General features: G+C 57.2%; 1 protein-coding gene (running past one end of the window). It reads right to left on the reverse strand.

What is annotated here, in order from left to right; genetic code table 11:
- Window positions 1–21,331: the 3' portion of an Ig-like domain-containing protein gene (locus Mal15_RS14435; protein WP_147868419.1), read on the reverse strand. It continues 11,297 nt past the right edge of the window; the window shows 21,331 of its 32,628 coding nt (coding positions 11,298–32,628); its start codon lies beyond the right edge, outside the window; its stop codon occupies window positions 1–3.

Below are 21,331 nucleotides of genomic sequence, written 5' to 3' on the forward strand. Positions count from 1 at the left end.
TTATTCGGTCAGCAGTTGCATCAGAGATGCGTCGGCCGCCTCTGCGTCCAACGCGATGCGGTTGATGACCAGCAGGGCGTCCAGTGGAGACACACTGCCGCTGCCGTCGACGTCGTAGGTGTCTAGATAGTCACGCAGTGTCAGTACGGCATCGACGCCGATTCGGTTGTCGTCCGGCGCTTCCGCCGCGGGCGGATCCACCAGGGGTGGATTTTCCGCAGCGACCGCCAGATAGTTGATGGCCAGCAGCGCGTCCAGCGGCGACACCTCGCCACTCTCGTTCACGTCGTAATTGAAACTCAAATCGCCGGGGCGGATGATGTTCAGGTCTCTGGCGAAACCGGTCAAATTTGCCTGAGCGATCATCACATCGGTCGTGTCGACGATCCTATCGCGATTAAGATCAAAAACGTCATCCAGCGGGGCGGGATCGGAGAGGTCTCGGAAACCGGCTTCGATTCGGGTGACATCGGCGGAGTTGACGAAGGTGTTGAAGGCGGAGTCCCCGGTGTCGGCGACCGCGCTGCCCCAGTAGAACACGTCGTCCGCCGCCAATCCGGTTCGCTCATTGGCCAGCATGCGGACTTCCAGCCACTTGTTGGCGATGGACTGGTGCGGCCAGGTGATACTGATGCGATCGGACCCGCCCTGACCGGCCCCGCCGCGGACGTTGACCGCCGCGGGCGCTGGAGCGCTGGACCAGGTCGTCAAGTCGCTGTCATTCCCGATTCGAAAAACGAAGTCATCGGCCGTCGGCGTCCCCGGAAGATTCTCGACGTCGACAAAGATCCCGTTGATCCCCCGCCAGTAATTCGAGACGTTCTCAACGCCCGCCAGTTGGCCGGCCAGCAGCGGGTTTTTATCGGGTGGGATCGCCAGGTCATCTGCAGCATTGGCCGTTGCATCCAACCCATCGAACTGTGAATGGTTGTAGAACAGATGGCGACCGACGACCTGACCTTCCATGGTCGCGGTGTCGAACCGGATGTCCGAGATTGTAACCGAGCTATCGGACTCGCCGAATCCGAGTAGGTCGAATGACAGCAACAATTCCGTGCCGGCTGGGATCGAGCTGATATCAATCGAAATGGTCGTTGGAAGTGATTCAGGATTGAAATCAATGTCACCCGCGTCACGACTTCTTACAACTTCAGCCGCATAGACCGTCCCGTCGGCCTGTAGGTTCACTAGTGAGTCAGTTAAGCTGAGATCTTGCAAACGGAATATACTAGCGTCGGATGCTTGATTGAAGAGTGAGATTTGAAATGCATCCTGCGCGCGGCCCACAGATTGAAAAAGTTCGACCTTATCAATCGTCACCGTCAATGAAGCGGCGTCAGTCGGGACACTCAATACTAGGGAACTTGAAACCGCCTCTGCCGTGCGTTCTGAAAGTTGAATTGGCCCAGAATGAACCGTGCTTGCTTCCGGTTCGCCTATAAGAATGGCATTCCTAGCGTGATGCGCATCGCGAATCGCAAGTGTAGCCAGCGGTGGATCAGAAGAATCAAATGGCGGAATTGCGGGTGAATTGTCTTTTGCCGAAATGTATGTAAGGTCTTTTTGCGTTAGGTAACGCCTTCTGCCTGGAGAGAGAAATGCGTTCATTAACGCATCATCTGACCTTCCTTGCAGCTCATGATTTTTTTGTTCGTCGTGGATATCCTCAACAAAGTACAGGGCGTGCCCGAGTTCATGGCTGAGCACGGTCAAGAGATCGTAGCGGCTAAGAAGTGGTTCTGGAGTCTGTTCCGACTGTACTGGCCAAGCTTCCGAATCCTCTGTGTGCCAGCCAATGCCAATGCCATCGTCATCAATGGCAACCAACGATAATCCAGATGCAATCGAGACTGTTTCAGCCAGTGTATTATCGGGCAATCGATCGACTATGAATATGACTGCCTTCGGTGGAAGTTCTATATCGGTTGACAGCCAAGGATTTAGGGCCTCCGAAATCAGCGTAGTGCTGACATCTTCGTTTCGGATCGGATCGGCCCCTCTGCCAATGACTGTTCCGCGTTGTTTTGCTCTGTTGCGATCTCCCGGATTCGGCATTACTATGCCCGTTCCATAGAGTGCGTCGCGCGCATGTTCTGGCGTCAGAAAGTAGAAACTCGCTTTGCCTTGCAGAACAATCGCGCCAGTTCCTCGTTCGACTTTGACGCGCGCTCCGCCCGACATGGCGGGTTTCCCGACTTCCGCGCCAAGTGTCGCTTGAATCGAGACTTTGGTCTTTTTCAATTCGCGTTGACCGCCGAGTCGCACTTCTACGGAATCAACGAGGTTATCCTGAGTAGTGGCGACGCGAAGATCTAGTTTGGCTTTCGTCTTGTCACCGATAGGTCTTGCTACGTCGGCGCCCCAAACAACTTTGTTCTTTTTGAATTCAGTTGAGAATTTTACTTCGCCCGCCTTTCCCCCTAATTTGACTTCTTCCTTATAGCTTACCGACGATTTTGCGTCTTCGAGCGCCATGTCGCGAAACTCTATCGACATACCGTATCGAATGATTTTCGCGGTTCCGACTTTGCGTATTGGTCGGGAACCTCCGACCGAATGGTCGTCGCTAGCCTTCCATTCACCCGTTGCAGATAATTTGAAGACGAGCCCGGGGGCCTTCTTCCCCTGAAGTTCATAGAATCGATTGCTAAGCGCAACACCGACTTTGATCATGCTGTCGTAGCCTGACAGAGACTGTGGAAGTGAATTTGCAAGAGATTGCAATTCCTGATTCGATTTTGCTTTTCGGACCGCACTCCGCCATTCATCTTCGGTTTGAAATATTGGAGATGTGATTTGCTCGCGCGTCGACTGATTGCTTTCAGTCACGACTTTCGGCGATTTCGGATTTTTCTTTGTTATCGTCGGTGTTTTAAGGTAGATGATCGTTCCTTGTCCCAAACGCACGGTCCCCTTGATTGGTTCCTCGTCAATCGAGGTGGTTGTTTTCGGTTGACTTCCTGGCGGTTTAGAAGTTTCTCGGTCAATGGTCTTCGGTCTGCTTCCCGGTTCGGGAGAGGAAACGTGAGTTTCCAACCTCGGGCCACCGGGTTCACTCTCCCAATTTGTTTCGCTGCTTTCATATCCGAGCAAATCAACGTATCTGAGTGGGTTCGCGTACGCATAGAGATAGCGGTGCAGACTCGGTGGCGTGTTGATGTCTCCGTGATAGGGGTCCTGGGTGATGAAGAAGCCGATGTCGTCGTCGTAGTACCTCGCTTTGAAGTAGTGCAGGTCGGTTTCGTCGTCTTTGTAGTGGCCGGTGTATTGTTTGGGGTTTGCCGAGGAGCCGAACGAGAGTGCCGCGCCCGACGCGTCCAATTGACGTAGCTCGCCCCAGGCATCATAGATGTAAGTCCGCTGAATCGCCCCGGACTCATTGGTCAGGTCGGATGTGCTGCCCAGACCGTCGCGAAGGTAGAATTGGCTTTCGCGGTCCGCGGCGTCAACGCTGCCGGCGGGATCGATTGCGACCAGGGAGAGAAGCTCGTAAGCGTAGTTGTATTTGATCGTCGTGTCGCCGCTGGCGTTGTATTCCAGCAGCGTTGCCGAATCGTCGTACAAATAGTGGGTCGTGAAGGTTTGCTGTGCGTCGTTGGGGTCGATGGCGAGCTTTTTGACACGCATCCGGGCATGATCGTAGTCAAAACGCACCGGCGTTCCGGTGGTGACGTCGACGGTGGATAGCAGTTCGTCGCGGATGCCGTATTCGTAACTGTACTGGGCACTCGGCGAGATGACCGCGACGATCGGGTTGCCCGAACCGGTCATCGTCACGACAATTTCGCCGACGGATTTGCTGGTCCGATTGCCGTTGTCGTCGTAGGCGTAGGCGACGCTCTGTGTGTTGTCGATGGCGTTTTCAATCGCCCACAAGCGGTTGATGCGGTCATAGTGGTAGGTGCGATCGATCGCTGTCGCGGCGTCGACCGGGTCCAGTCCAATTTCCGTCAATCGGTTTCCGTTAGCCGCGTACGTGTACCTGGTGCTGCCATTGGTACCGTTTGGTCCATAGTTGACTTCGATCAGTCGATTCAGCGCATCGAAACGGTAGGCGGTTGTTTCCGCCGTCCCGCCACGGATTTCACGATGGGATTCGATTTGGCTGGTACGGTTGCCGTTGTCATCGTAGACGTATATGAACTCCGAGATCGGATCGGCGGGATCGCCGCTGTGATTGACGATTCGGGTTTGGCGATCGGCGCGGTCGTAGGCGTCTTGCGTGCTGCGGTCGGCGATTGTCCCGTTGGCATAGGTGGTCTGCATCAGCAGGTTGTCAGGCCAATACTGGTACGTCGTCAATCCGGCTTCGGTCGTCACGTCGGTCAGCCGGTTGCGTTCGTCGTAAGCATCGTACGTGGTTGGAATCCCGTCGGGATCGACGATCGATCGCCGGTTTCCTTGGACGTCGTACGTGTACGACGTCAGCTTTTCGTCATAGTTTTCCGACGATGTCAACCGGTCCAGGTGGTCGTAGGTGTACGTGTATTGTTCGACGATTTCCGAACCGGCAACTCGTTTGGTTTCCAAGACGCCGATCGGGTTGCTGTTGGGGTCGTAGGCATACGAAACCGATTGCATCTGAAAATCCAGCCCTGGGGCGGCGTGCGATGTGTAGGCGACTTGCGTCGGTCGATCCAAATAGTCGAAGTCTGTGTCGACCTGTTGTCCCATCGCGTCGACAACTTTCGACTGGTTGCTGTTCAGGTCGTACTCGAACTGCCAATGAAGTGCGTTCGCACCCGCAGCGGCGGAAGCGTCAAACCCAGACCGGGTCGTACCGGCACCCAGATTGCCCGGCAGTAAACTCTGGTACAAGTCGGTCATTCGGTTCAGCGCGTCGTAGGCAAAGGTGACCCAGTTCCCACTGGCATCCTGCTGGGCAATCTTATTGCGGTTGGCATCGTACAGGTATCGAGTGACGCCACCGACCGGTCGTTCGTTGGCCTCGATGCGGAATTCGTTGACGGAAGTGAGGGTGTTGAGTTCGTCGTAGGTGAATCGCGTCGAGTAGACGTCACCCTTCGGCTCGGTCATCCGGATCAAATTATCGTTTCCGTCGTACTCCCTGACCGTCGACTCGTCTTCTCCATTGGTGGTGGAGATGTTGCGATACAGGTTGTCATAGGCGTTGACGACATCAAACCATCCCCCGTCGAAGGCGCGTTGGTCCTGGACGGACAGAACGTTATCGACGTTGTCGTAGGTGAATCTTGTCGTCGCTTCAACGTCGGATCCGAAGCCTTCGGTGACGGAAACGCTGCGACCGGCGCCGTCGTAAACCGAGCGAGTTTGGTTGCCCAAGGCATCGACAAACAGTGTCGGGTTGTCGTCGCCATCGTACTGATAACGCTCCAAAATGATTTCGTCGGCGCCATATTCCGCGGTCAAACCGGGGTGCTTGCGAGAGAGTTGAATTTGACGACCGCGCGAGTCATTCTGGCTGATCGTCTCAATGCCGCGTCGATCGGTGTTGGCCACGCGCAGCCGATCGTCTTGATAGTCGGTCGACAGCGACGATTGTAGGGTGCCGACGGCGTCGAATTCCTGGACCAGGATCTGGCGATTGATCGAGTCGTAGGCGAAGTCAACGCGCTGTCCCATTTTGTCGGTTTCGCTGCGTTTGTTGACGCCGTCGTAAGTCATCACGATCCCGCTGCCCGGATCGGGATCGTCGATTCGTGCGATCCGCCCCAGCGCATCATAGGTTTTGACGTAGCGATTGCGGTTGGCATCAAACTCCGTAACGTTGTAGGCACCCGTGGGCCCGGAGGCGACGTCGTCGTAAACGTATTCCATCAGTGTCAAGTCGCCAAAGGCGGTAATGTTCTCCTTGACGATTTGTTCGAGCGGCCGATTCAGGTTGTCGTAAGTGTTGCGGAAGACGATTCCCCGGCGATCGACCCGTTCGATCAAGTTGCCGTTTTCGTCGTAGTTGAATGTTTCGGTCAAGCCGTGTGGATACCGTTTGAAGATCGGCCGGTTCAAACCGTCATAAACGATGACAACGTCTTCGTCGCCGTTTTGCGGGTCTTGCATCGATCGCTGGTTGCCGTTCGCGTCATAGCGAAACGTCGTCACGAAACCCAATTCGCCAAAATCTTCGGTGACTTGATACTGACGGTCGATCCCATCGAAGCGAATTTCGGTTTGTCCGCCGACGGGGTCGGATGAGTCGTTTCCGCGGGGTGAAGTGATGATAGTGCGATTGTTTGCGTCATCGTATTCGTAGCTGGTGACGTAATCGATCGTGGTCGCGCCGGCGGTCGGATCACCGAGAAAGACTGTTTCCGTCTTTGTGGTCGGTCGGTTCAGACCATCGGCGATTGCGACACCATCGTCAAATTGAATTTTGTACGTCGTCGTTCCGCCGCTGGCATGGGTCTCCAAAACCACATTGCTGCTGGGATCGTACACGCGTGTGATGGAGTTCCCCAGGGCATCGGTCTGGACTAGCAATCGATAAATGTCGTCGTACTGAAACGTCGTCGGGTTCCCATTGGCGTCGGTTTGGCGGACCTTATTTCCGACCAGATCGTAGCCGGTGTCGATGACAGCGCTGGGGAACGGGAGCGAGGATTCGGTCACGCGGTACAGTGCATCGTACTTGTAGGTGGTCGGGTTTCCGTGTAGATCTTTCGACATGGTCACATTGTCGATCAGGTCATAGCTGGTTTCAGAGATGACTCCGTCGACGCCGTCTGGTGATGCGGAGTAGTTTCCGGCCACTTCGGTCTTCGTGGTGCGCCCCAATTCGTCAATCGTGTGTGTGCGCGTCACGCCCCTCGCGTCGATCTGTTTGACCAAGTTGCTGTTTTCGTCGTAGAAAAATCGGTCGGAGTAGGTCGGTGATGCTCCGCCGATTTGAACGATTTCTGATTCGACGGTTTCGATTTTGCGATTCAAGCCATCGTAGTGATGCGTGGTGACTTGACCGAGCCCATCGGTGATTTCCGATAGTTCGCCCTTGGGTGAAAAAACGTACGCCATCGTCTGAGCCGCAAGGCCATAGAGCGTGTCGGTTTTTGTCTCACGGACCATGCGGTCCAAGGCGTCGTATTGGTACGTGACGTCATGGCCCCAAGTGTCAAATTGGTGCTGCAGACGGCTGCGTGAGTCGTAGACGGACGTGGTTTGATTGCCTTCAGGGTCAGACGACTGCACGACGTTGCCGTACGGATCGTAGCGATCGAAACGAGTGGCTTCTGTTCGTGGGTCAGCAACCATGATCAGGTCGCCGGGGCCATAAATGCCATCGTAGGCAGCGACGTTCGCGTAGGAATATTGCGTGCGGTTTCCGACTGCATCGACGATCTCGAGTAAGTTGCCGTTATTTGGGTCGATGACGTACGTGGTCGTGTTGTTCTCCGCGTCAGTGCGCGACGTTTGCTTGCTGTACAGGCGGTCGTAGGTGTAAGACGTGGAAACGTTTTGGACGGCCGCGCCGGCGGTGTCGACGACTCCCTCGATGTGCTGCTGGCCTGTTGCGGCGTCAAACACGATGGTTTCCTCAAGAAGATTGCCGAGGTCGTCGTAGATGTATTCCGTCCGTCGGCCCAGGGCGTCGGTTTTAGAGGTCATCAGCACATCGATCCCCGGACGTGAGGAGCTGCCGGGACAGGCGACCACGTCTTCCGACCCCGGCAGGCACCACGTCATTTCGGTGGTTCGTCCCAGAGGTTCAACGATCCGCGTGGTCGCGCCGTAGTCATTGAGCGTGTAGACCGTGGGGGCGATGGACAGGCGCGGTGAACGGGCATCGCTGACCGTTCGTGTCTTGGCGGTGATGTCGTAGGAAAACTGGGTGATGGCTTCCGAATCTCCTTGGTCATCCGGCGTCAGGCCCGCAGGTTCGGTGATCGATCGGACAAATTCATACGGATAGATGCCGAAGAAACCCGTGGCGCCGGGAATGGGCATGCCGCCGAATCCGGTGTCCTGGTAATACTCGTACGTCGTCTGATTGCCGTTGGGGTCGGTGTAGCTGAGCAGGTTATGTTTTTGCGCGTCGGGAACCCCGGTTGTGTAACTGTATTGCTCGGACCGTGTGTCGTTTTGTTCGTCGTTGTCTCCGAGGCGTGTCACATCGATCAAATTGCCTTCGTCGTCGTAGCCGTAGATGATGTTCAATCCCAACAAGTCGTGCCGGGCGGATGTCGGGTCGAAGCCGCTGACTCGCGAGATCCGCTGAATCCCAAATTCGTTTTGCCCCGGTTGCGTGATATAGTCCAGCAACAACGCCCGGCCGGACGAGTCGACGATGGCGTCCAGCGTGGTCGGATCGTTATCGACGACGTTGACAATTGCGGCCGGAAATTGAGTCAGTCTTGGATCGTCGGCGTCGTACAACAGCGTGATCCGGTTCCCGTTGGGCTCTTCGATGAATCGAATTTGATACTCGCGAGTCGATTCGACTTGCTGGGCCGCACCGGGGCGATCACGTCCGATCACACGTTGGAAGTGATAACGGTTGTGCGACTTGGTATAGAAGTCAAACTGATCGAGTCGATCCGGATCCGGACGAACGAGTGTGGAGTGGTAACCGATCTGCGGCTCAAAGAAGTGCGCCTGGTCGGGTTTGTCCAATCCGAACAATGTCGCTTTGTCGACGTCGATCGGATCATTCATTGCGGTGAATGCGTTTCCGGTCCCTTCGCCGCCGATGACGGTGAACGTTCCACATGCGTCTTGGACCAATCGGATGTTGTAGCTGTGTGTCCACCCGGCCCCCAGGGGACCTTCGGAGGACGATCCGCTGTTGCTGTAAGTGCGACTGAAATCAAGCGACAGTCCGCGTCCGGGCAGCGAGAAGTCCTGACTGCTATGGACCAGGTGCCCGTCCCACAGATCGACGCCTTTGACGATGGTGTGCCCGACCGGCAAGCTATGGTCGATGATCACTTCGTGGACGATGGTCCCGCTGTCGGTATCGACCATGCCGTCCGCGACCGCGGTTGCCGTCAACTCGAACGGATACTCACCCGGATCGGCAAGAACGCCGGTTGGTGCAATGTCGATGAAATAGGCTCCCGGTTGCAGCTGGTAGTCCTCGAAGCGGTCGACGACGACCGAAAACGAGTCATCGCCGGCTTTTCGAAGCGTTTGTCCGACAACGATTTGTCCCGCAATGGTCAACGTCACCTCGGAGTGCTGGTTGACGCTGAAGTTGAATCGGCCCTCTTCCGGGCAACTGGTGCCGTTCAACAAATGCGCATGCGTTCGCAAGATTGTGTCTTGACCATCAACGTTCAATCCGGGGATCAGTTCGATTTGGTTCGAACCGCCATCATCATCAAACAGATAGACGCGGATCGATCCCAGGTCGGCGGTGCTGCGACCGGCGGCCAACGCATCGGTGTAGTCGTGTTCGATGATCTTTCGTTCGTTCGTCGTCGCGATCCCATCGGCACGTGGAAGCTCGATGTCGGTTTCTACAGTTCCATCGCCCCAATCAATCGACACCCGCAGCTCATCTTCGCGACTGGCGTCGTCGTAGTGCAAATCCAGCCGGGAAATGTTGTCCGGCGGCACAGAAAACCGCGATTGGTCGCCGGGCAACTTGATCGTTGGTGCGACGTTTTCGACGGTCAAATATGCCAGTGCTCGTTGCCCGGCGATGGCGACTTCGACCAAGTGGGTGTCGGGAATCCCAGACGCTGGGTCATCCAAATAGCGGTGCCGCAGCGTGACTTCGGACTGTCCGCTTGGGAAGATGAACGATTCCTCGATCTTGTCACCGTGTCGATCGGTTCCCCAGGATATCGTGCCTTCGATGGTCCCACCGCGGCCATCTCGGTTGATACGAATGACGGCGGTTGCTTCCTCGTTCTCGTTGATACGGCCCGACGTGTTGACAGACAGAATTTGGAAACCGTCCTTGGTCCCCAAACCGCGCGGTCGACCGTCGATGCTGACCGGGCCACCGACTGCACGGCGGTCCTCGGCCGTGGTCGGGATTTCACAGGTCTCCAGGTCTTGCGTGACGAACGTAAACGCTGCCAAGTCAGGGACTTGGATACCGTTCGGGTTGCAGATCATTTGGAAGCGATAGTTGGACCGCGCCGGTGCGTCCACGATCGCCGAATTCAGTTCTTCGATGGGTTTGAATTGCAATCGGTCAGCCGAGGAGGAATCCTCGAGTGTGCGGACCATTTCGGTGACATCGAACGTAAAAACCGACGTCGCGCCGGAATAGGACGCGTGCAAGAATCGCTTGTCCGATGACAAAACGACATTTTGCGGGAATGCGAGTGGCACTTGACGCGTTGCTGCAACGACCGTGGGTGTTCCGTTTTGATCCAAGCGAACGATCGCCACGTTTCCGCCGGCCACGTTGAACGTCGGCGTCCCATTCAAGTCGATTTCGAACGCGTTGGGGTCGTTGGCACCGACTCCCAGAATCGGCCGGTTGAATGCGGCGACGAAGGCGTACGTGGCGTGGGAGAACCCGAGGGAGTTCGCCGGCAGCACATCGATTCCCGACGCATTGTTGACGTCAAATACGTCATTGCGATCGCCGAGCCCGAATCCGCCGGGCATTTCGGTCACGAGTGCCCCGACGCTTCCCGGGCCGGTATCCAACAATTGAATCCTTTGGACGCCTTGAGCATCATATTTCCGATTGGTGATCAAGAACTCCCCTGGACGCCCGGTCGCGACGACATCGTTCGTGTCGTCGCCGACATTCAAAACGTCGTTGCCATTGATCTGCAGCGGCTGGAACCGAGTCGCACTGTTCGGATCGATATCAATCACGATGATGCGTCCGGGATAGTCGACGCCGTACAACAGGCGTGACTTGGGCGCGGCGACGACCAGGTATCGGCCATCGGGCGAGAGATCCAGACCTCGGCCACCGAAGACGGAATCGGGACTTGCCGGTCCATCACGAAGGCTGGCGAAGGAGATTGTTCCGATCAAACCCCGATTGGTTGCATGACGATTGGTGTTGACGACATAGATCTGGTCATTGATTTCATCCGACACATATGCCAATCCGTTGTCGCCTATGGCGATCGCAAACGGCGAGGCGACGTCAGGCAGGTCAAAGTAGTCCTTTTGCTGCAGCGTGACGGTATCGATCACCGCGATTCCGGCGGGGAACTCCGTTGCGACCAATGCCATCGAATGGTCCGGCGTGACTTCCGCCCAGCGGGGATTGGACCGACCGTCGGTCGTGATGATCGGGCCATCGAATGTGGCATCCAGAACACCGGAGATCGACTGCGTCACGTCGAATCGCAGAGAGTACGGTTTGACGATGCCGACACGTTGCAGAAAATGCAACAGGGCTTCGGGTTGGTCACTGCCGTACGTTAGCACAAAGTCTCTGAAGGAACCTAAGTCGCCGCTCTGCAGTGCGCTGAAGGCGGCGGCGTAGCGACCCAGCGGATCGGAGACGTCGTCCAGGGCATACCCAAAATCATTGTACAGTTCAAACGTCAAATCGGATTGGTACTGCAGTCGCCGTGTCGCGTCGTCGACCGTCAAGACAAAGTGATCCAAACGGGCACGAATACTCTCGAATTCACCAGGAACGACGTTCAAGATGGGGTGTTGGGTTTGGCCAGAGAGATCGATGACCTGCGGGTCGACGGAGATTTCACCGAAGTGAATGCGTCCCTCGGCGGCACGTCGATTCAGTTCGGCATCCAACTCCGTTTTGTAGCGGTCGAATTCGGTCCCGATGACGCCCAGGTCATCCAGGTACGTGGTCACGAATCCGGTACGGTTCGGATCAGCGACTGCAGGGTCCGCGTGCGGATAGACCACGCTGCTGCGGTCGCCGTTCAAAAAGTGATCCAGCATCGGTTCGATCGCTTCAAACATCGCTCCGAGCGCATCGACCCGTGACTGCAGTCCTGCTCGGATGGCATCGTCAATTTCTTGACGCAGGCTGCCTTCGAGTGCTTCTTGAATCAATTGGCGGTTTTCATTGCCGTCGATCGACAAATAGAAATGATTCAGACTTCCCTGTTCAAATTCCGGTCCATTGCGTCGTTCGTCTAATCCTTGGCTGCCGACGAACGTCGCCCCGGATCCCTGCTGGACGACAAAGGCGTCACGTGATTGCACGCCGATCGGAACAAGAGCCGTCAACTCGTTGACGTTGGGGTTCGGCACCGTGTTTCCACCGGAATCGGTGATGGTGGATGCCGAGTTGATAACTGCAACCCGCGGTTCGGTCGATCCTTGGATTCCCAGCGGTGCAAACACGTAGTCGGTCGAAACGGGAACGTCGACCGGGTTGCTGTACTTGTAAACCAGCCGGTCCCATCGATCCAAATCATCGTTTTCATATTGTGGACGAGCGACCACGATGCGACTTTGCCCCAAGATGACGTCGTCGGGCACTCGGACGCGAACTTGATCAGCGGTTGATCCAGACAAAACCGTTCCAACCACCGGTAGAGTCGAACCAAGCTCGTGAAATTGAACTTCCAGGTCGTCAATTTCGCGACCGATCCGACGGTCAGCCGGAGCATTCGGGTTTGGAAAGGTGAATCGCTGGCCGGTAAGTGTGATCGCCGGGCCATCGTCCGGATCAAACTCATACGACAACGATGTGATTTGGGGAGCGTCCCCGGGGCCGGTGATCGCACTGACGGGAGGGGGCACCACGATATCAAATGACGCCGTACGATCGGCGTTGATGTCGAGGTCCAGTACCGAAACCACCGTCGGGATGCCTTCGGGGCTGATCGTACTGCCGACCATCTTGCTGGTCCCGGGCGGAGCCTTGTAAAGGGCGAATCCGGCGTCGATATTTGCCTGAATGGCGTACAGTGGACCGCCGCCGGCCCCGCCACCGAGTGGCCGCACCGAATTGATGACGTTGACGTCGGATTGCGGCACGACGGGCGTGTGAGTGATGATGACGTTGCCTTCCTCGTCAAAGACGGTGAAGTAGTACGTGCCGCCGATGCGGACTCCGCCGTAAGGAGGCGACGCGCTGCGGGCGATGCCGTCATCCCCGACCACGCCGTCTTCGACCTGGATCCAGGCGTCTTCCCACTGTCCGCTCTCATTGACCGCGCGGCCGGCTCGGTAGAATACGACCGTTGATCCTGCGGCGATGGAAGCGTCGACCGGGACTTGCAACTGTGCCGGGTCGTCCAAGACTTGCCCGTCCAGGTCCAATCGAAACGCACCGTCGGGTTCCAATCCGATGGCAGTCTGAATTCCCGATTCGGATTCCAAGTCGTTAATGGCGATGGGGGTGATCGATACTCTGGTCGGTTTATTGAATTGCGCCGGTGGAACCGTCAGCCTAAGTCGCTGTTCGGTGGCGCTTTGAACGGCGGCACCCGACGCATCGACCATGGCAACACCCGATTGGATCGGCGCGATCGAGACGGGCACGATGAATTCGTCTGGACCATTCAAAACCGTGATGGTGGTTGTTCCCGTGGCGACCGCGGTCGCCAATCCATCTCGATCCACGTTGACAATCTGCGAGTCCGCGGAGACAAAGATGGTTCCGACCGACGAATCGCCGAGTTGAAACTTGCCGTCGGTTCCCGCCAGGAAGTTTCTTTTGTCCCCCACGGCCAATGTCAAGGATTTCGGATAGACGTCGAGTCCAAGTTCGAAAATCTGACGGTCAAGCGGAGTGGTGGGCGTGCCCACTGTGACCGATGTCGCCGCGGCAATCGTTCCGCGACGAGCAATCAGTTGTGTTGCGCCGTCACGGAGGCCAACGATGTTGCCCGCAGAAAGTTGCAGGATCGAATCGTCGATCAGCGACACGTCAACGTATTCGGGTGGCAACGGGACGTCCGCCTGATCGGCGAATTGGCCGAACAACTGGATCGGCTGGCGTTCTCCGGACCGGAGCATCAGCTTGCGATCGGCGAGATCGAGCCCGATCAAGGGCGCGTCGCTCACGTCGACTTCGATCACGTCTGTTTCGGAGTCTCCCCAAGGGTCCGACACGGTCAATTCGAACGTCGCAAGTCCGACGAACCCTTCGTCGGGGCGAAACGTTACCGTCGTTCCGTCCGCAGATAGACTCAGTGATCCGTGTTGCGGGTTTGTCACTGCCGATCGAACGGGATCCAAGTCCGCGTCGGTGATCCGCTCGGACAGGTCGATGTCAACCGGCAAATCCACATGTGTCATGACCGAACTGACGTCAGCCACCGGGGCCAGATTTGAGACAAAGCCGACGTTCAGCGCCGCAAGCTGTTGGTCGACGGAATCGATGATTTGATCACGATTGAGGTCAGCGGACGCAATGAAACCGGATTCGCCGGACGCCGTTCCAAACGCGAGATCGATGGCGCGTGTGTCCAGCCCGTCGACCAGCCCGTCTGAGTTGACGTCACCGATGATAGAGGTTTGTATTTGATAGTCGCCAGTGGTTCCCGATTGCCCGCTGGCTTGCAGCAACAGGGTGCCGGCCGAGTGGACTGACAAAATCGAGAATACACTGCCGTCGGGAAGACGATCCTGGCTGATCAGCGACGCGCGATCGATGTCCGCTACATAAAGTAAGTCATTCTTGACGTCCAAACCGCTGCCCGCTGTCGGCGAGACATGAACCCCCATCAAGAAGCGGCCGTCGGGCATTCGCCGGACTTCCGACGACGGGACTTCGATCGCGATCAAATCAGTCCGACCATCTGCCAAGCTGCCGAAATACGACCGCGCGATGTGCTCCCGCGTCGGTCCCAAGTTCACCGAGATCGGCCGACTGATGATCGGGTCACTGTACTGGAAGACCTGGCCGGAATCGTCGTTGATGACTCCTGTAAGTCGCCCCTGAGGATCATAAAGATAACGCAGTGATAGATTCGGATTACGAACCGAATGCAACCTGCCATCATCGTCATAAACATACTCGGCCAGTTCATTGCTGTCGGTCCGGGCGGATGCGACGCGGCCGTGCGTGTCTCGGGTCAGTCGCAACGTCTGCCCGCCGACCAGACTGATGCCGCTGTCATGGTACAGCAACGTCTGTCCGTCCGCGGTCCGTTGCCGGATCAACCCGCGATTCACATCGATGACCAAGACCGTGCCGCTGGCGGTCGTCAATTCAACGGTATTTCCCGATGGGATGCCTGATGAATAACGCTCGAGTGGCGCATACACCTGACCGGTCGCTGCAGAAAAGTAGCGGTCACCCACCTTTGTCAGCGTGGTCTTTGTCGTCTTGACGGAAAACTCGGAATCGGTGTCGGGAATCCAGCGGGGCGAGTAGAAGCGTGACGTGATCGTGCCGTCATTGGCCGTTGAAACCGTGCTCGTTGGGTCGAAGGTAAACCAGGCCGAGTCTCCATCGGGCAATTCAACAAAGAGTCGGTCGCCCTGACGCAGCGAACCGTCGGCCGCACCGCTGAGCGAACGATGTTGGACCCTTAGATCTTGTCCAGCCCACGTCCAACCAGGCCCGAAAGAAGATTGTGCGCGTCGGAGCGGATCATATTGCCGCGTCAAATTCAAGTGGTATCCGCCCAGATCGACGGAGAGATCAACTTGCGTTTGCAGAAGTTGATCTTGCTTCGATCCACTGTGAATCTCAATCCTTTGAACGGCAACCGAGCGTCGTCGTCCCATGTCGTCAGCGGACAACACCAAATCGTAGAATCCGTCCAGATACTGCGTCGGATCTAACGAAACAAGCGTACCGTTGATTTGATCGATGCCTTCGGCAATGACAACTTCTTCTTGTCCGCTGATGGAGACCAGATGCAAGGTCCAGCGATCGAGGTTGGTATCGGAAACCTCCCCTTCAATGGATACGGTCGACTCGATTCTGCCACTCGGTCCCGGTGAATCCAGATTCACGTTCGGTTCCGTCGAATCGGCGGGATCGAGAACTCGAATCACCGCGGTCGCCGATCCGACTCGCCCGTCAGCGTCGGTGGCGGTTGCGGTGACGACAATGCGACCGGGAGCGTCCGGAGTGAAAAACGCTCGACCGCGCTGGTCCAGTGGCAATGCGTTGCCATCGGATTCGATCGTTAGTTCAACAATGTCGGCGGGGGAAAACGCGCGTGGATTGATCACGACTCGGCTGCCCGGGCGAACGGGAAAGCTGGGTGTCAAGTCGATCGACACGATCGGATCGATCGCTTCGGCGACGACGTCGATCACCATCGGCACTCGCGTGACGTCTTTGCCGTCACCGACGTTCAGCAAGATCACGAATTCGCCCAGTTGTTGCGGACCCGGCGTCCAGTTGAATGTGCCGGTATCAATGTCCAGCGTCGCAGTTTCTGGAAGCGCATCGGCGACAAACGAGAACTGAGTGTCCTCCTGGTCCGGATCGGAAACCTGGACGTCAAATTGAATCGGTTGCCCGACCACGGCGACACGATCCTGGGCCACGACATTCGGCGCGCGATTGGAGTCGACGATGACCACTTGGACATCCGCCGAATCTGTTGCACCGTAGGCATCAAACACGTCAAATGCCAACAGGTACGTGCCGGCATCTGCGAAACCCGGCAACCAGAACACACGTCCGGTCTGTGCGTTCAGACGCATCCCCGGCGGAAGCGATGTTGCGGCGGCAGCTTGAAACACAAGCGAGTCGTTGTCCAGGTCGCCGGCTCGCAACTGGAATTCCAGAGGGACGTTTTCCGTGCCGACCACCGGTGGGAGATCCACGAATCGCGGGGCCTGATTGATGTTGTTGACCTCGATCGAGAATGTTTGCGTCGCGCTGGCCGATCCGTCGCTCGAGTGCACCATGATGCCGGGGTAGACCCCACTTTGGAAAGCATTGGGTGTCCACCTGAAAGTTCCGTTGATCGGATCGAATTGATAGTCGTCGGGAAGACCGCTCGCACCGGGATCGAGTTTGTAGTGCAGTGCGTCGTTGTCGGGATCGGTCCCCGCTACGCTGAACGACAATGTTTGACCTTCGTCGACAACTTGATCGTCAATTGCGTTCAGCGAGGGAGAGAGGTTCGCGGACCGAACGATCCAATTGAAGGTCTGCTGTGCGGATTCAAGCTGTCCCGGATCGCCGTTTCCGCTATCGGTGACGGTGGCGGTTACCGACAGGGTTCCGGCGTCTGCCGGGGTGGGTGTCCAGGTGATCGTGGTGACGCCGGGTGTGAGTTGGCTCAGTGAAGCACCTGGTGGCAAACCGGTCATCTGCAGCGACAACGATTCAGCATCGCGATCCGAGGCCAGGACGTCGACGGAAATCGATTGACCGATGATCGCGACGCGGTCACCGATGGGCTGAATCAGCGGCGGTGTGTTTGGCGAATGAACGGAGACAACAAAGGGCCGTTGGGCGCGATTGCCGTTGCCGTCGGTTGCTTCGAGCGTCAGTGTGTAATTGCCACCGTCTTGGCGGCCGGTTGCCAACGAGACACGACCGGTACCGTCACCGTTGTCGACAAAGCTGACAATTGATGGTAGTGAAAACCCGTTGGCTTCCGATCGCAATACCAACGCGATGGGATCTCCATCGGAATCCGTCGCCGAAACGTCGATGTCGACATTTTGGCCCGCGTCGATCACATGGTTCGTGATGGGATCAATCCGGGGGGCCACATTTCGCTCGTCAACCTGCAATCGTACGGTCACCTCATCGGAGAGGAATCGATTCGGTGACCCAAGAACGCCACCGTCTTCGACGTCGCCTTCATCGATCACTCGAAAAGTGACGTCGTGGGTTCCGGCATCCCCGGTCGTCGTTTGCCAGCGGAAAGTCGCTGTTTCGGCATCAAAGGTCGCTCCCAGGGGCAACCCGGATGCGCTGTAGAACAGCGGGTGCTCTTGCCGCTCGGTGTCGACCAATAGGCCATCGAGACCACGCTGTGGCGGCGCCGAGTCGGGATTGTCGGGATCGAAGCCGGAAACTTGCAACACGATCAATTGTCCTTCTTGTACTTGCCAGGTTCCGATCTCGTCCAATTGTGGCGGGCCGTTGCGCGGTAGCACATCGACCGCCAACGTCACTTGCGTTTCGTGTTGACCGAAGCGGATGCCAACAATCGCTGGGTCGTTTGGAATGCTGGGGTCGCCGGTGATCTCCAATGATGGCACGCGGTCCAAGTCGCGGACGACAATCGGAATCTTGTATTGACCCGCTTGCCAGAATTGGGGTGTCCAGTCGAACTGTCCTGTTGACGGGTTCAGCGTGGCACCGGCGGGAAGAAGCGTGCTGGTGTATCGCAACGTATCCCCATCGGGATCTTCCGCGACGATTTTCGCGCGTAGCCGTTGGCCTTCATTGACAACGCGTGCGACTGGGGCCGCGACTCGGGGAGGCAAATTGACTTGATGGATCACGAATTGCACGTTGTGGGTCACGGTGGCGATCGAGTCGGTGACACCGAGCGTTACGTCATAGCTGCCGGATGAATCCGCGTCCGGCGTCCAGTCGAATGCTCCTGATTCGGGATTCAGCGAGGCGCCCGGTGGCAAATCATTTGCAAAGTACGTCAATTTGTCGCCATCGGGGTCGATTGCGGCAAGCTGAAGTTGAATCACATCGCCTTCGCTGTGATCGATGCGTTGGTACGGCAAATCCAATTTCGGCGGCAGATTGGCTCCGACGATTTCGATCGAATAGGATTGCAGGGTGACAGCGCCGAACGAGTCGACGGCGGCGAGAACAACATCTGCCGTGGCAACATTGATGGACGGATTCCACGTGACTTCGCCAGTGACCGCGTCGACCGACATGCCGTCGGGACCGGTGTACAAGACGTAGCGGACGGTGTCACCGTCTGCATCACCGGCCGCCGATCGATAGCGATAGGGTAACCCGACCGGAAGTTTTCGGATGGGAGCGGAATCGAAGGTGGGCGCCGAATTGGATGCGGGAGTGCCGATCAGTGAATGGTCAAAGTCTGCGCGGCGTCCGTCGCCAAGCAGGACGCTGACCGTTCTGCCAACGATCGTTTCCGACGGATCAAGACGGCCATCGGGTAGGCTGTCGGCTAAATCAACTTGGTAGCGCCCGACATTGTCGGGCGTCGCACCTTGCGGAATCCCGTCGGTACCTGATGCCGGATCTAAACTCAGTTGTACCGGCAGAAGTAGCGGACGTGATGTAACGTTTGTGATCGAAACGTCGTAGGAAATGGTGTTGCTGCCGCGGTGCAATCGTGAATTGAAGAACTCCAGCCGCGTGGCTCTTGATAGATCCGCCAGCGTTTCAATGCTGATCGTGTGATCTGCGGCAAGCGGTGTTCCGTCGATTGCGGCAACCGTCTGCTTGATGGTCAATGTGAAAAGCCCGCCGGTCAAGGGCGGAAAACTGAGTGTTGCCGTTCTGGTGACAGTATCGTAGGCAACGGCGGTGGGAAACATGGTGTCTCCGCTGGCATCGGTCAGCACATAGTTGTCCCGATTTAAGACGGACGAGTCATCGGCTGAGACCATGGTGGACGGCAGCATGGTCAACATGTCGCTATCAAACGTCACCGTGAACTGACCGATCGGCAGCACCACCGTCGCGTCGTGGGGAGGGTTGGTTGCGATCACGCTGGGCGGTCGGACAATCGACAGTTGATCGACCTGGTGCGATTGGGCGACCAGCACCCGACCGTCGGAGGTTGTGATCAGGTTGTCACCACGCGTGCCGCCGTCGGCAAGCACGACCCGATCAAGCGATGCCGTCTCGATCATCAACAGGCGTCCGGCTGCGTTGCCGTCCGGATCATTGGTCGATAGGAACAGCAATCCTTCAAGATCGGTACCCGCGCCACCAAAGGCGAGCGAATCCAAAGGCAGCGGACTCGTCAGGACGCGTTCCGGGCGGGCGAGGGAATCGTAGCGAATCACGGTGCTGCGACTCGGCCAACTGACCGCCCAAAGAATGCCTTGGGGTGAGAATGCCAAGTTGCCCACCCGCAGTTCGCTGTGCAATCGGAATCGGCCGCTGGACGGATCAAAGATTTCGATTCCCCCGGCTGTCGATGCGTAAATGAGTCCAGAATTCGGATCGATCGCAATCGATTGCGTGATGCCATCGCCGATTTGCTGCAAGACCTCGCCCGTTGTCGGGTCAATTTGTAGCAATGGACCGCCACCGGTTGCCGCCCACACCCGACCCTGCGGATCCAGGGCAAGGTCAAAAATCGGATGATCAAAGGACGCAACGATCTCGGCGGTCTTGCCCAACGAACCGGCCCGGTACAACTCGTTGCGTCCCGCGCCTCCGCTGATCAAAAACTCGTCAGGGGCGATTTCGACGATCGCCAGTGGGGCGATGTCGGCGGCACTGGACGGTATGCCTGTCGCAAAACGCTCGGCGGTGAACGGGCGCAGAACGGACTGGTATTCTGGCGGATGGGAAGCGGAGATTCTGGATGGGTGCTGGGCCAACGCCTCGATCATCAGCGGATGTATCGGATCTGAGCTGGTCGGCTGGGATTGAGGCAAATCCTGTTCGGTTTGTCGGCTGACGCGTGGTAAATCAAAGTGCGCTTCAACCCCGTCGGAAGGCAATTGGCGAGATCCCGTTGCTGCCGCGGGATTTGGAATGGCGACGTAGTTGGCCCCACTTCCGGCTAGATACCCCGGACGTTCAAGGTTTCCCGCGGCATCGCGTCCGATGGCCAGGAATTCGTAGTTGGCATCGGGTAATCCATCGAAGATCACGTTGCCTTGGGGCTGGCCAAGTATCTTGTCGACTTCGGCGTTCGGGGATTGTAAATCGTTGCGGGTGATGATTCGAAAATCGCCACCGTCGACGGCGACATACAACGTTGTCCTGGCGACACCGCTTCCGCCGTCTTCGTCCGCCGTCGTCCAGTTCAGTTGGTAGTTGCCTGAACTGGCGCCAACGGCAGAGAGCGACAACTGCGATTGTGGTGCGACGGCATCGAGCGTATTGCGTACTGTCGGCGTGTCTTGGGGGGCCGCGACATCGAGCAGCACCCGCGCGAAGGCTTGGATTTGTAATCCGGTTGTGCTGCCGGATTTCGGTCGCACACTGTAGCTGACAAATCCCGACCCGGCGTCTTGAAGGTTTTGCGGCGGCAAGATTCCGTTGCCGGAATCGGAAAGCAATTCGCCCGTCAGTGGATCGATCGCCTGCAGCAACCAGTTCGCCGTGGATTGGCTTTGATCGATCCCGGCGGCGACTCGGAGCACAAATCCGCGGCTGGCTACAAAGTCAAAGTCTTGTTGAAAACTGGCCGTTCCCGCCGGGACGGAAATCATGATCTCGCCGAATTGAAGATCACCGAGTTGAAACGTTCGGGGGTCCAAATTGGGATCCAATTGACTGACCACCCGAATCTCCGATGCGGTGAGATTGTTATCGGGCGCGTTTTCGAATCGGATCGTGTACGGCAGATCCGCATCGGAGGGGACAAATTGTTCCGCGCCTGCGCCGATCGGGCCGACGATGGTT

The sequence above is a fragment of the Stieleria maiorica genome (genome assembly GCF_008035925.1).
GTDB lineage: Bacteria > Planctomycetota > Planctomycetia > Pirellulales > Pirellulaceae > Stieleria > Stieleria maiorica.